A 12,203-nucleotide genomic window follows, 5' to 3' on the forward strand; every position below is an offset into this window, starting at 1 on the left:
TTGCGTGCCTAGCTGTCAAAAGCGCTCTTGTTATCGCATATCAACGCGACACGCGGCATGAGGGTGCGACGCGCAATAAGTGGAAAAGGACGCATGTCAGCATTCAAACGTATTCTGGTCGCTGCGGCCGTGGCCGTGGCCGCGCTGCCCGCTTCGGCCGAGAAACTCTCGCTTGGCGAAATCTCGCGCTATCTGAATCAGTTGCAGCAGGCCAAGGGCTCGTTCACCCAGATCAACGATGACGGGTCCATCTCGACCGGGACCATTTCCATCCGCCGCCCGGGGCGGATGCGGTTTGACTATAACCCCCCTGCGCAGGCGTTGGTCCTGGCCTCGGGTGGTGAGGTGGCGATCTTTGACCGCAAGACCGGGCAAGGGCCGGAACGCTATCCGCTGCGCCGCACGCCGTTAAGCATTATCCTCGCCAAGAACGTGGATCTTGGCCGGGCCAACATGGTCACCGGCCACAGCTATGATGGCACAGCCACGACCGTCCGCGCGCAGGACCCCGAGCGCCCCGAGATCGGCTCCATCGAACTGGTGTTTACCGGGGCCCCGGTTGAGCTGCGCCAATGGGTCATTCATGACGATGCGGGCGGGCAAACGACTGTGATCCTCGGCGAACTGGATCGCAATGTGCGCCTGCCCAATGGGGATTTCTCGATCATTCACGAGATCGACCGTCAAAAGAACTGACATCCGGACAAGCAGAGGTGGGCAGAAATGCCCACCCTACCGTTTTTGTCACCGGGCAGCGCGGCAGCGTGAAAGCTGTGCCTGATAGGTCAAGGAGCGCGTGCCGACCTCGCTGGCCACGCGCAAGAGCCAAGCCTTGGAATTGTACGATCCGCGGGCAAACCCGGTATGGCCTTCGTGATAGGCAAGATACTGGTTGCGCGCATCGGTCAGGGCAATCCCGTTCCGGTCGCGCGTCTTGTTCATGTACCAGCCCATGAAATCCGTGGCGTCGCGAATGCGGTCCCGCTTGGCGCTGCGCTTGCCGGTTTCGCGGCGGTATTCGTCCCATGTGCCATCCAGCGCCTGAGAATAGCCATAGGCCGAGCTTTGCCGCCCCATCGGGATCACACCCAGCGAATATCGCAGGGGCGTGCGCGCATTGCCGACGAATTTGCTTTCTTGATAGATCGTTGCCATCTGCACATGCACCGGCACCCCCCAGCGCCGCTCGGTGGCGCGGAACGCTTTGATATATTGAGGACGCTGTTTCAGGATCGAACAGGCGTCATCAAGATTGCGGGGCGCCGAATTGTTTCCGCCGCCGCAGGATGCGACGGCCAGCACGATTACCATGGCGCGAAGGACTCTGCTCATTTGCCTCTCGCTTATGTTTATTTTTTGCCAGTCTAGCCGATTTTCCGCGCCAGTAAAATCACAGTTTCCCCATATGCGACGCATTGCCGGAAACATGACTGTTGGGCGCAAGTTCACAGACTGTTTCCTGAAAAATGCGTCTCAAAATTGGACAAACGCCCCTTGAAACGGATAGTCTGAACCCGTAGAGGCCTCTCATCATGATGACCACGCGCGCAAAATATCACCTCGGTCAGGTCGTCCGCCACCGCAAGCATCCGTTCCGCGGTGTCGTGTTTGATGTCGATCCCGAGTTCAACAATACCGAGGAATGGTACAACTCGATCCCCGAGGACAGCCGCCCATCGCGCGAACAGCCCTTTTATCATCTGCTCGCGGAAAATGAGCAGAGCTTTTACGTGGCCTATGTCTCTGAGCAGAACCTGATTGCCGATTATTCCGGGGAGCCGGTTGATCATCCCGATATCCCCGATCTGTTCGGCCCGTTCGAGGACGGTTCATACCCTCTGCATTTTCAACTGAACTGAGGCGCGTGGCGCATCAGTAGCCCAGCGCGCAGCCATCCTTGCGATGGTCTGACGCGCCTTCCAGCACGCCGCTTTCATGGATCATGATCGCCTGTGACCCGCCGATGGGTTCATCTGGCGTCACGAGCTTGTGCCCCAATGCGGCCAGCTTGGCGCGCACCCCCTCGCCATAGCCCCGCTCAAGATGCAGCGCATCTGCGACCACGAACGAGCGGGGGGCCTCCATGGCGCGTTGTGGGTCCAGCCCGAAATCCCGCATATTGGTAACAAACCGCGCATGGCCACAGGCCTGGTATTGCCCGCCCATCACGCCAAATGCGCCGGTCACGCGGCCGTTTTCGCGCAGCATACCGGGAATGATCGTGTGCATCGGGCGTTTTCCGGGGCCAAGCTCGTTCGGATGGCCGGGAACGAGGGAGAACCCCGCGCCTCGATTATGGAGAAGCAGCCCGAATTTTTCGGTTGCGTGGCCGGTGCCAAACCCGTGGAAGATCGAATAGATCAGCGACACGGCCATGCCGTCGCGATCCACAGCGGTGATATAGATTGTGTCCTTGTGCACGGCTTCCGTGACTTCGGCCACGTTCTCGCGGGCGCGTTCGGGGTTGATAAGCGCGGCGAGCTGCCGGGCGAACTCCGGATCGAGCATACGCGCCGTGGCGTCGTGAACCGCAGGATCGCAGATCAGCCGGTTGCGCGCGTCATAGGCCAGCTTGACCGCCTCGGCCTCGATATGGGTGTGGGCGGCCCCAAACGGGTCCATCCCGGCCAGATCGAAATGCGCCAGAATATTGAGCAACAGGATCGCCGTGGCCCCCTGTCCGTTGGGCGGATGCTCGAGCAATTCCGTACCGCGGTAGATGCCTGAAATCGGGTCTGTCGGGGTGCCGCAGACGGCGGCGAAATCCTCGGCACTGTGGCAACCGCCCATCGCATGCAGGGTTGCCAGCATGTCCTCGGCCACTTCGCCCTCGTAAAACGCTTTGGGGCCAAGGCGGACCAAACGACGCAGAACCTCGGCTTCGCCCGGGGCGCGGAAAATATCGCTGGTTTTGAGCGGCTGGCCGTCCCTGAGATACCATCTGCGGCCATGCCCTTGCAGGCGCTGGCCTTTGGGAACCCAATCGCGCGCCACGCGCGGCGCGACGGGCACGCCTTCTTCGGCATAGTGGATGGCGGGGCGCAGCACGCGCTCCATACCCAGCCGTCCATATGTTTCCGACAGTCGGAAAAATGCCTCGACTGCACCCGGCACTGTGACGGCGTCCGGACCATCGAGCGGCACGGTATCCAGCCCTTTGGCCCGCAGTATGTTCGGGTCAGCCCCAGCCGGGGCGCGGCCAGAGCCGTTGAACGCGGTCACCGAGTTGGAGCCAGCGGGCTTGATCAGGGCAAAGCAATCCCCGGCCAATCCGGTCATTTGCGGTTCACAGATGTCCAGAAGCACCGCCCCGCAGATCGCCGCATCCATTGCGGTGCCGCCCTCGCGCAGGCAGGTCAGCGCCTCTTGCGCCGCCAGCGGGTGCGATGTGGCGACCATGCCATTGGTGGCAAATGTCGCCGAACGACCGGGAAGGTGAAAATCGCGCATGGGTATCTCCGTGTTGGACGGAAACCTAGGACGGATCGCCGGGTAGGTGAATCCCGCCGTTGCGTCGCGTGACTGAATTTTTGGGGGAGAAGAACCTCGACGCCGCACACTGGGTGGGGGCTGTTAACGCACGGCGCCGAGGGAAGCTATATGCAGCTACCCTTCCTTTTTGCCGTTGGTTTCTGTCTCCGCTGCGATTGGAATGGGGCGCTTTCGTGGCCATTACACCAAAATACCGGTAATTGACGTGTTGTGTGACGTGGCTCACACAACCGAAAAGCGAATGGTGAGCGCATTGCCGACGCCGAGCCGTTCGTAATGCACCGATTCTGCCATGTTATGAATCAGGAACCACCCGAAGCCACCTTCGGGCAATTCCGCAGGAGGGACGTTCAGGACGGGTTCGGTCCCGCAGGGTGCCTTGCCGCCCGGGATCGGGTTTCCTTCATCGGTGATTATGCATTTCAGGATGTCATTTTGCATCGTAAGGGCAAGGCGGATCGGGTGCCCGTCCTCTTCGCGATAGGCGTGCTCAACGACGTTGTTCAGGGCCTCGGCCAAAACAATTTCGATGATTTCGCGCTTCGAAGCAGCGAGGTTCCAGTGCCCAAGGGTTGTGACCGCATGGGACAACAATTCGCGCGCAGCGAACTGGCCGCTGTCACTCCGGAAGGCGGCGGATTTCCTGCAATCCTCGATCATGATGGGCTGAGCTCCATGGCTGGCCTTAGCCGGCTGCCGACATCAGGGCAGCGTCGAGAGAGGGGTAGAGCGTAAACACGCTGTCCATCCGGGTCAGGCGGAACACGTTATCTACTGCGGGTGTCAGCCCCGCAAGGTCGAGTTTGCGGCCCGGCCCAAGCTGTTTCATGGCGGCCACGATCGCGCCAAGCCCGCTGGAATCGATGAATTCCACCTGCGACACATCAAGAATGACCCGCGAAGGACCGTCCATCGTATGTGTGCGCATTTCGTCCTTGAACTGAATCGCGACCGCGGCGTCGATCCGCGGTTCATTCACGGTCACGATTTGAAGTCGCCCCTCGATTCTGCCTGTCATGTCCATCTTGTGTCACCTTGCGTTACGTCACCGGGCAGAGGCTAGACGGCAATCCTTACTATTCGGTATGCAGAGGCAGACATCATCAGGGAGGCGATCATTATGCGGGACGTGTTCATTCTTGGCGCAGCGCGCACACCCATGGGCGGGTTTCAGGGCGAATTTGACGGTGTTCCCGCGGCCCGGCTTGGGGGTGCGGCTATTGCAGCGGCGCACAAGCAGGCGGGGAAGCCGGGCGTTGACGAGCTGATCATGGGTTGCGTCCTTCCCGCAGGTCAGGGTCAGGCCCCGGCCCGGCAGGCGGGTTTCGATGCCGGTCTTGGCGAGGCGGTGCCTGCCACCACGCTCAACAAGATGTGCGGGTCCGGCATGAAGGCGGCGATGATGGCGATGGACCAGATCGCGCTGGGCGCTGCTGACACCGTGATCGCGGGCGGTATGGAGAGCATGTCAAACGCGCCGTACCTTTTGCCCAAGATGCGCGGTGGCGCGCGGATCGGCCATGGCGAGGTTGTCGATCATATGTTCCTCGACGGGCTGGAAGACGCCTATGACAAGGGGCGGCTCATGGGCACCTTTGCCGAGGATTGCGCCGATCATTACCAGTTCACGCGCGAGGCGCAGGACCAATATGCCATCGGATCCCTGGACAACGCGCTCGAAGCCGAGCGCAGCGGCGCGTTTGACGATGAAATCACGCCGGTCACGCTGACCCGCCGCCACGGGCAGGAAACCATCACCCGCGATGAACAGCCGGGCAAGGCACGCCCCGAAAAGATCCCGATGCTGAAACCGGCCTTTCGCAAGGACGGGACCGTGACCCCGGCGAATGCCTCGTCGATTTCTGACGGGGCGGCGGCGCTGTTGCTGGGGTCGGCCGCTGTGGCCGAGGCAACAGGGCATGCCCCGCGAGCCCGCATTCTGGGCCATGCCAGCCACGCTCAGGCACCCGGCTGGTTCACCACGGCCCCGGTTCCCGCTGCGCAAAAGCTTCTGGAGCGGATCGGCTGGAAGACCTCGGATGTGGACCTGTGGGAAGTGAACGAGGCTTTTGCCGTCGTTCCCATGGCCTTCATGCAGGAAATGGGCCTTCCGCGTGACATCGTGAACGTGAATGGCGGGGCCTGTGCGCTGGGCCATCCCATCGGTGCATCAGGGGCGCGGATCATGGTGACGCTTCTGAACGCATTGGAAAAACGCGGGTTGAAGCGCGGCGTCGCGGCAATATGCATCGGTGGGGGCGAGGGCACGGCGATTGCCATCGAGAGGGTATAGACGAGATGCGGGTCGATTATGACAGCCTGTCCAAGACGCTTGCGGCCCTGACCGAGGGCGAGAGTGACGCGGTTGCGCTGATGGCCACGATGGTGTGCGAACTGCACCATGCGGATGATCGTTTTGACTGGACCGGCTTTTACCGTGTGACAGCACCCGAGATGCTCAAGATCGGCCCCTATCAAGGTGGCCATGGCTGTCTGACGATCCCGTTCTCGCGCGGTGTCTGCGGCGCGGCGGCGCGCACGGGCGAGGTCCAGCTGGTGGAGGATGTGGACGCCTTTCCCGGCCATATCGCCTGTGCGTCCTCAACGCGTTCGGAAATCGTTCTGCCGGTCTGGCGCGGCGACGGTACGCTGATCGCGGTGCTCGATATCGACAGTGACCAGCCCGCCGCTTTTAGCCAAAGGGATGCGGAGGGGCTGGCGGGGCTGTTGAAACAGGTGTTCGGCAAGCTCTGAGTGCTGCGCTGCGGCGTGAAAATTTCTTGCAAAATTTCATGAAGCGGGCCAGCGTGAAAAACAGAGCCAAAATTTCACGCGAGTCGGAATGGACCACGCCCGCCCAATCAGTCAAAGCCTCGGGGCCGATCTGCGCGCGCTGCGCAAGGCGCGTGGGCTGACGCTGTCGGACATGGCCGACCGGCTGGGGCGGTCTGTGGGTTGGCTGAGCCAGGTCGAACGGGATCTGTCCGCACCCTCGATCACCGATCTGCGCCAGATGGGCCGCGCTCTTGATGTGCCCATCTCGATGCTCTTTGCCCATGCGCCGGCCCCGGCCGAAGAGGCGGGTTATGTGGTGCGCTCCGATGCCCGCCGTCCGCTTGGGTCGGGCGAGGCCGGGCTGGTCGAAGAACTCATTTCGCCCGACCTGACCGATGATTTCGAAGTGGTCCATTCCACCTTTTTGCCCAAAAGCGAGATCGCCGAAGTGGTGACCCGCCCGACACAGGAGGTGGGTTACCTGATTTCCGGCAAGCTTGATTTGGAAATCTCGGGCAAGCGCTTCACCATCCATCCCGGCGATTCCTTCCGCATCCGTGGCGAGCCGTTTCGCTGGATAAACCCTTATGATGTCCCAGCCAAGGCGGTCTGGATCATCGCGCCACCGGTGTATTGAGATGAGCTGGGAAGGCTGGATGATATTTGCGTCCTTCTGGGTGGTGTTCGTAACCACACCGGGTCCAAATGCGGTGAATTGCATCCAGAATGGCATGACATTCGGCTTCGGGCGTGCCTTGTGGGGTGTGGCGGCCATCCTGACACAGGCAACGGTTTTTCTGATCCTGTCGGCGCTTGGCGTGACGGCGTTGATCGCCGCATCCCCCACCGGTTTCATGGTCGCGAAATATCTCGGCGCGGCGGTCCTGATCTGGCTCGGGTTGCGCGCGTGGTACAGGGCGAAACTGCCGCCGAAAGCCGATAAACAGCCGTCGCGGGCCATCTATGGCCGCGCATTGGCCATTGCGACGATCAATCCCAAAAGCGTTGCGGGCTATCTCGCGGCGTTTTCGCAATTCGTCCAGCCTGACGTGCCGATCTGGACGCAGATGCAGGTGATCCTGCCCACGGCGCTGACCATCACGGCGCTGAGCTATTGCACTTATACCGCCTTGGGTGCGGGGATTGGACGTTCTGCATTGAAGGCCGTGTTCAATGTCTGGCTGCGTCGGGCGCTGGCCCTGTGCTTCATCTTTTACGGCATTGCGCTGGGCGCATCGTCAACACCGGTGAGGAGCTGAACATGATCAAGGGTCATTGCAATTGCGGTGCGGTGCGGTTCGAGACGAACGCCACGCCACGTGGTCCCAGCGTGTGCCATTGCAGCCAGTGCCGGAGACAGTCGGGCCATCTCTGGGCATCTGCCTATGTGCCCAAAGAGGCACTCACGATCAAAGGGCACGTGCGCTGGTATGACAGCAGCCCTGCGGCGCAGCGCGGCTTTTGTCCCACCTGCGGCGCGTTTTTGTTCTGGCACGCGCATGAAGAGGACACGATGAGCTTTGCGCTGGGCGCGCTGGATGTTCCGACCGGGATCAGGTTGGAAAAGCACATCTTTGTTGCCGACAAGGGTGATTATTACGACATCGCCGACGGCGTCGATCAGCGGGGCTGAGCAAAGATGCGTCGCGGATCAGAAGAACCAGTCATCCACCGGCAAGTGCGGCGCCATGCCGTCGAATTCTTCAGGCAGAAGATCGGAGAGCGCGAGATCGTCGAGGTTCGGGGTCACCGGTTCGGGATCGCTCGGGATGAAAACGAACTCATCTTCGAATTGCGTAGCAATGTCCGGAGCAGCAGCCTGACACGCGTCGGAAGTCATCATCCCAATCACATCAACACCGCCAAAGCGGTCGTTGAACAGACTGAGGAAATGCCCAATTGGGTCAAAGAAACCCGGGAAAGATCCGCACGGCACGCTGACATAACCGGACGTTCCGACGTCTTCTTCCGTATCCTCGGTATCGCTGGGGGCGGGATCCGGATCATCCCCGCCGCCGGTATCCTCTTCCTCGTCTTCCGGCTCCTCCTCGGGATCGTCTTCAACCGGGTCGTCCTCTGGGTCTTCGATCAGGTCGTCGCGCCCGTCGTCCACCGCGTCATCTTCCGGCTCCGGATCGTCCTCTACCTCGGGCTCGGCGGGATTGTCGCCGTCCTCCGGCGGATCTTCGGGTTCGGTTCCGGGGCGTTCGCCCTCATCCCCGGATTCGGCGGTGATTTCAAATTCCAGCTCTTCGACCGCACGATCGAGGTATTCCTGAAGCCAGAAATCGTTCCACAACCACTGCGTAAAGCCCGACGAGAAGGTCGGGGAACTGGACAACCATGTTGTGAAGTCGGCTTCCAACCGCGGCATGCTGAGCCCTGCCCATATCGATTCATTCTAAAAACACCTGTCAGTATAGCAGCAAGAATCCACAGGTCAGCCGAAAAAATGCCGGGACATCGGCTAAAATTCAGGGAGTTAACCACATGAGCACATTTCCTCAAACGGCCCGCGTGGTCATCATCGGTGGTGGCGCGGTGGGCGCGTCCTGTGCCTATCACATCGCCAAGTCCGGGTGGGACGTCGTCCTGCTTGAGAAAAACGAACTGACCGCCGGATCAACATGGCACGCCGCCGGGAATTGCCCGTCTTTCAGCACCTCCTGGGCGGTGATGAACATGCAGCGCTATTCTTTGGGGCTGTATCGCCAGCTTGCGGACGAGGTGGATTACCCGATGAACTACCATGTGACCGGGTCGATCCGGCTTGGTCATTCCAGGGAGCGCATGCAGGAGTTCGAACGCGCCCGTGGCATGGGACGGTATCAGGGGCTGGACCTTGAAATGCTGCAGGTCTCAGACCTCAAATCGCGCTACCCCTTTCTTGAAACCCACGATCTGGCCGGGGCGCTCTACGACCCGGACGATGGTGACATTGATCCCGCCCAACTTACGCAGGCGCTGGCCAAGGGCGCGCGCATGGCAGGTGCCCGGATCGAACGGTTCTGCCCCGCAACCGGCGTCAGCCGGGACAAGGGCGAATGGATCGTGCATACCGAAAAGGGCGATATTCGCTGCGAAAAAGTGGTCAATGCCGCAGGCTACTATGCGCAGCGCGTCGGTGAATGGTTCAAACCCTATGGCGGGCGCACTGTGCCGATGGCAGTGATGAGCCACCAGTTCTTTCTGACCGAAGAAATCCCCGCGCTCAAGGAATGGTCCGAGGAGAACGGCAAGCTGCCGCTCCTGCGCGATGTCGACAGTTCCTACTACCTGAGGCAGGAGAAATACGGGCTGAACCTCGGCCCCTATGAGCGCTATGGCAAGGCGCATTGGATCACACCCGACGATCCGATGCCCGAGGATTTCTCGTTCCAGCTATATCCAGACGATCTGGAGCGGATCGAATGGCAGATCGAGGACGCGATGAAACGCGTGCCCTTGTTGGCCGAGGGCGGCGTGGGGCGCAATATCAACGGCCCCATCCCCTATGCGCCCGATGGTCTGCCGCTTCTGGGGCCGATGCCGGGGGTGCCCAACGCGTTCGAGGCATGTGTGTTCACCTTTGGCATCACGCAAGCCGGTGGGGCGGGCAAGGTGCTGGCCGAATGGGTGACCGAAGGCTGCACCGAATGGGACATGTGGGCCGTCGATCCTCGGCGCTACACCGATTACACTGACCGGCAATATTGCATCGACAAGGCGCTGGAGGTCTATGGCCACGAATACGCCATGCATTTCCCCCACCACCGCTGGCCCGCCGCACCGGACCGGCGCCTCTCGGCGTTGCATTCCCGCCTCAAAAACGCGGGCGCGCAATTCGGCGATTACAACGGGTGGGAGCGCGCCAACTGGTTTGCCGCCCCGGGCGATGACACCTCGGAAGAGGCCACCCATACCTGGGAACGTAACGGCCCCTGGCAACCGCGTGTCGAAGAGGAATGCGCGGCGGTGCGAGATGGTGCAGGTGTCATTGCCATTTCCGGCTTTACCCGGCTGGCGGTCGAAGGGCCGGGCGCGCGGGCGCATGTGGACAGCCTGACCTGTTCGCGCCTGCCCAAACCGGGGCGTGTGGGGCTGGCCTATTTCCCGGACGAGCGCGGTCGCATCCTCACCGAAATGTCGGTGATCCCGCAGAGCGACGATGTGATCTGGCTCATCACGGCGGCCGTGGCGCAATGGCATGACCGCGATGTGCTGTTGCAGAACCTGCCCGAGGGTGTGCAGGTGCATGATCGCACGGACAAATATGACTGCCTGCTGGTCACCGGTCCCAAGGCGCGCGACATCCTTGCACCGCTCACGGACGGGGACCTTTCATTGCCATGGCTGAGTTTTCAGGAGGCCACTGTTTGCGGCAAGCAGGTTGTGCTCTTGCGCGTGTCCTTTGCGGGTGAGTTGGGCTGGGAAATCCACTGTGACGCGGCCGACGCGCCTGAAATCTGGGATGCGGTGACAGGCGCCGGGGCCAAACCCTTTGGCATGTATGCCCTCAACGCGCTGCGGATCGAAAAAGGCTACCGCGCTTGGAAGGGCGATCTGTCCACCGATTATACCCTGCTCGAAGGCGGGCTGGAGCGCTTCATCGACTGGGCAAAACCCTTCCCGGGCAAAGCCGCGCTGGAAGCAGAGCGGGACAGCGGACCCCAGAAACGCTTCGTCGTCATGGCGGTTGATGCCGGGGCGTGCGACGCGCCCTATATGTCGACAATCTGGCACGACGGTGCTGTCGTGGGCGAAGTCACCTCCGGGGACTGGGGTTACCGCGTGGGCGGGTCCATGGCGCTTGGCATGATCCGCGCCGATCTGGCCGGGGCGGGCACCGAGGTCGAGATCGACATTTATGGTGAACGCTGCCGCGCGACGATCACCGGGGATGGACCGCTTTGGGACCCGGCAAACGAACGGTTGCGGGCATGACTCCGACCTGTTCTTCTTCTGTTCAAAAATACCTCGGGGGAGCCGTCCACAGGGCGGCGGGGGCAGAGCCCCCAAAAAGGAGCGCAAGGCAATGACGGACATAACCATTCTCGATGGCGGTATGGGGCAGGAGCTGATCAAACGCTCTGGCCAGCCTGCCACACCGCTCTGGTCCACGCAGGTGATGATCGACAAGCCCGGGCTGGTGGGCGAGGTTCATACCGCCTATGCCGAAGCGGGGGCGATGGTGGCCACGACCAACAGCTACGCAATCCACCGCGACCGGCTGCGCGGCGGGGCCTCCAACCACTATGCCAGCGATGGCGTGGAACTGCCTGACATGCAGGACCGGTTCGAAGCCTTGCACATGGCGGCGTTGAAAGAGGCCGACGCGGTGCGTGGGCGCTGCCGGATCGCTGGATCCATCGGGCCACTGGGTGCGTCCTACCGGCCCGATCTGCATCCCGGTTTAGACGAGGCCACGGCGCTTTATGCCGAGATTGTCCATCTGCAGGCCCCGCATGTGGATATGCTGCTGTTTGAAACCATTGCCTCGCTTGAGGCGGCCCGCGCCTGCCTTGCCGCCGGTCGCCAATCGGACCGGCCGGTCTGGCTGGCCTTTACCGTGGATGACGAGAACGGCAGCCTGCTGCGCTCGGGTGAACCCATGGCCGAAGCGGCAAGGATCGGAGCCGAAGCGGATGCGGTGCTGGCCAATTGCTCCGCACCCGAAGCGATGCCGCGCGCGCTCGACGCTCTGGCCGGGGCCGGGGTGCCGATCGGGGCCTATGCCAATGCCTTTGCGATGATCACCAAGGATTTCATCAAGGGTGGCACGACGGCCAGCGATCTGCGCCAGCGCGAAGACATGGTGCCGAGGGTCTATGCGGATCATGCGATGCGCTGGGTGGATCAGGGCGCGACGATCATTGGCGGCTGCTGTGAAACCGGCCCCGACCATATCGCCGAGATCGCCAAACGTGTGAAAGCGCGGGGCTGAGCCCCCGATTTCT

Annotated in this window: 14 protein-coding genes; 9 read left to right on the forward strand and 5 right to left on the reverse strand. The window is 61.7% G+C overall.

Features of this window, described 5'->3' with window-relative positions; translation table 11 throughout:
• Positions 1-93 precede the first annotated feature (93 nt).
• Positions 94-696 carry a LolA family protein gene (locus tag PGB28_RS14825; protein ID WP_271422298.1) on the forward strand — a complete coding sequence of 201 codons (603 nt, stop codon included), beginning with the start codon at positions 94-96 and terminating at the stop codon, positions 694-696.
• A 48-nt stretch (positions 697-744) separates the two neighbouring features.
• Here the strand turns inward: PGB28_RS14825 and PGB28_RS14830 are convergent, their stop codons facing one another.
• A complete protein-coding gene (locus PGB28_RS14830) occupies positions 745-1,332 on the reverse strand; it encodes a transglycosylase SLT domain-containing protein (protein WP_271422299.1) in 588 nt (195 codons plus the stop codon).
• Positions 1,333-1,532: 200 nt separating this feature from the next.
• On the opposite strand from PGB28_RS14830, the gene hspQ reads away from it, so the two are divergent.
• Positions 1,533-1,859 (forward strand): heat shock protein HspQ, encoded by a 327-nt coding sequence (gene hspQ, locus PGB28_RS14835; protein WP_271422300.1) that lies wholly within the window; start codon positions 1,533-1,535, stop codon positions 1,857-1,859.
• Positions 1,860-1,872: 13 nt separating this feature from the next.
• On the opposite strand, the gene PGB28_RS14840 is transcribed toward hspQ, so the two are convergent.
• The 3 genes from PGB28_RS14840 to PGB28_RS14850 all read right to left on the reverse strand — a co-directional run bounded on the left by PGB28_RS14840 (position 1,873) and on the right by PGB28_RS14850 (position 4,516).
• Positions 1,873-3,450 carry a gamma-glutamyltransferase family protein gene (locus tag PGB28_RS14840; RefSeq protein ID WP_271422301.1) on the reverse strand — a complete coding sequence of 526 codons (1,578 nt, stop codon included), beginning with the start codon at positions 3,448-3,450 and terminating at the stop codon, positions 1,873-1,875.
• Positions 3,451-3,714: 264 nt separating this feature from the next.
• Positions 3,715-4,152: an ATP-binding protein gene (locus PGB28_RS14845; RefSeq protein WP_271422302.1), complete on the reverse strand. Its 438-nt coding sequence runs from the start codon at positions 4,150-4,152 to the stop codon at positions 3,715-3,717.
• 25 nt (positions 4,153-4,177) lie between these two features.
• Positions 4,178-4,516: an STAS domain-containing protein gene (locus tag PGB28_RS14850; protein WP_271422303.1), complete on the reverse strand. Its 339-nt coding sequence runs from the start codon at positions 4,514-4,516 to the stop codon at positions 4,178-4,180.
• A gap of 96 nt (positions 4,517-4,612) precedes the next feature.
• Between PGB28_RS14850 and PGB28_RS14855 the strand changes: the two genes are divergently transcribed.
• The 5 genes from PGB28_RS14855 to PGB28_RS14875 all read left to right on the forward strand — a co-directional run bounded on the left by PGB28_RS14855 (position 4,613) and on the right by PGB28_RS14875 (position 7,900).
• Entirely contained in the window at positions 4,613-5,785 is a 1,173-nt protein-coding gene (locus PGB28_RS14855; protein ID WP_271422304.1) for an acetyl-CoA C-acyltransferase, read from the forward strand.
• A 5-nt stretch (positions 5,786-5,790) separates the two neighbouring features.
• Complete coding sequence (locus tag PGB28_RS14860; RefSeq protein ID WP_271422305.1) at positions 5,791-6,246, forward strand: GAF domain-containing protein; 456 nt, start codon at positions 5,791-5,793, stop codon at positions 6,244-6,246.
• Positions 6,247-6,334: 88 nt separating this feature from the next.
• Positions 6,335-6,904, forward strand: a complete 570-nt coding sequence (locus PGB28_RS14865; protein ID WP_271422306.1) for a helix-turn-helix domain-containing protein — start codon at positions 6,335-6,337, stop codon at positions 6,902-6,904.
• A 1-nt stretch (position 6,905) separates the two neighbouring features.
• On the forward strand, positions 6,906-7,526 hold the full coding sequence (locus PGB28_RS14870; protein ID WP_271422307.1) for a LysE family translocator: 621 nt from the start codon (positions 6,906-6,908) through the stop codon (positions 7,524-7,526).
• A gap of 2 nt (positions 7,527-7,528) precedes the next feature.
• A complete protein-coding gene (locus PGB28_RS14875; RefSeq protein WP_271422308.1) occupies positions 7,529-7,900 on the forward strand; it encodes a GFA family protein in 372 nt (123 codons plus the stop codon).
• Between the two features lie 18 nt (positions 7,901-7,918).
• On the opposite strand, the gene PGB28_RS14880 is transcribed toward PGB28_RS14875, so the two are convergent.
• Positions 7,919-8,641, reverse strand: coding sequence for a hypothetical protein (locus PGB28_RS14880; protein ID WP_271422309.1), 723 nt, complete (start codon positions 8,639-8,641; stop codon positions 7,919-7,921).
• 116 nt (positions 8,642-8,757) lie between these two features.
• Between PGB28_RS14880 and PGB28_RS14885 the strand changes: the two genes are divergently transcribed.
• Together PGB28_RS14885 and PGB28_RS14890 are read left to right on the forward strand one after the other, a co-directional pair.
• On the forward strand, positions 8,758-11,190 hold the full coding sequence (locus tag PGB28_RS14885; protein WP_271422310.1) for a GcvT family protein: 2,433 nt from the start codon (positions 8,758-8,760) through the stop codon (positions 11,188-11,190).
• A 91-nt stretch (positions 11,191-11,281) separates the two neighbouring features.
• The gene (locus PGB28_RS14890) at positions 11,282-12,190 is read left to right on the forward strand and encodes a homocysteine S-methyltransferase family protein (RefSeq protein ID WP_271422311.1); all 909 of its coding nucleotides are present in this window, start codon (positions 11,282-11,284) and stop codon (positions 12,188-12,190) included.
• Positions 12,191-12,203 lie beyond the last annotated feature (13 nt).

The organism is Primorskyibacter aestuariivivens (genome assembly GCF_028023675.1).
GTDB lineage: Bacteria > Pseudomonadota > Alphaproteobacteria > Rhodobacterales > Rhodobacteraceae > Marinovum > Marinovum aestuariivivens.

Excerpts from the sequence above, each read along its gene's own strand:
- PGB28_RS14825 (WP_271422298.1), top strand. The coding sequence starts at position 94 with ATGTCAGCATTCAAACGTATTCTGGTCGCTGCGGCCGTGGCCGTGGCC.
- PGB28_RS14830 (WP_271422299.1), bottom strand. The coding sequence starts at position 1,332 with ATGAGCAGAGTCCTTCGCGCCATGGTAATCGTGCTGGCCGTCGCATCC.
- hspQ (WP_271422300.1), top strand. The coding sequence starts at position 1,533 with ATGATGACCACGCGCGCAAAATATCACCTCGGTCAGGTCGTCCGCCAC.
- PGB28_RS14840 (WP_271422301.1), bottom strand. The coding sequence starts at position 3,450 with ATGCGCGATTTTCACCTTCCCGGTCGTTCGGCGACATTTGCCACCAAT.
- PGB28_RS14845 (WP_271422302.1), bottom strand. The coding sequence starts at position 4,152 with ATGATCGAGGATTGCAGGAAATCCGCCGCCTTCCGGAGTGACAGCGGC.
- PGB28_RS14850 (WP_271422303.1), bottom strand. The coding sequence starts at position 4,516 with ATGGACATGACAGGCAGAATCGAGGGGCGACTTCAAATCGTGACCGTG.
- PGB28_RS14855 (WP_271422304.1), top strand. The coding sequence starts at position 4,613 with ATGCGGGACGTGTTCATTCTTGGCGCAGCGCGCACACCCATGGGCGGG.
- PGB28_RS14860 (WP_271422305.1), top strand. The coding sequence starts at position 5,791 with ATGCGGGTCGATTATGACAGCCTGTCCAAGACGCTTGCGGCCCTGACC.
- PGB28_RS14865 (WP_271422306.1), top strand. The coding sequence starts at position 6,335 with ATGGACCACGCCCGCCCAATCAGTCAAAGCCTCGGGGCCGATCTGCGC.
- PGB28_RS14870 (WP_271422307.1), top strand. The coding sequence starts at position 6,906 with ATGAGCTGGGAAGGCTGGATGATATTTGCGTCCTTCTGGGTGGTGTTC.
- PGB28_RS14875 (WP_271422308.1), top strand. The coding sequence starts at position 7,529 with ATGATCAAGGGTCATTGCAATTGCGGTGCGGTGCGGTTCGAGACGAAC.
- PGB28_RS14880 (WP_271422309.1), bottom strand. The coding sequence starts at position 8,641 with ATGCCGCGGTTGGAAGCCGACTTCACAACATGGTTGTCCAGTTCCCCG.
- PGB28_RS14885 (WP_271422310.1), top strand. The coding sequence starts at position 8,758 with ATGAGCACATTTCCTCAAACGGCCCGCGTGGTCATCATCGGTGGTGGC.
- PGB28_RS14890 (WP_271422311.1), top strand. The coding sequence starts at position 11,282 with ATGACGGACATAACCATTCTCGATGGCGGTATGGGGCAGGAGCTGATC.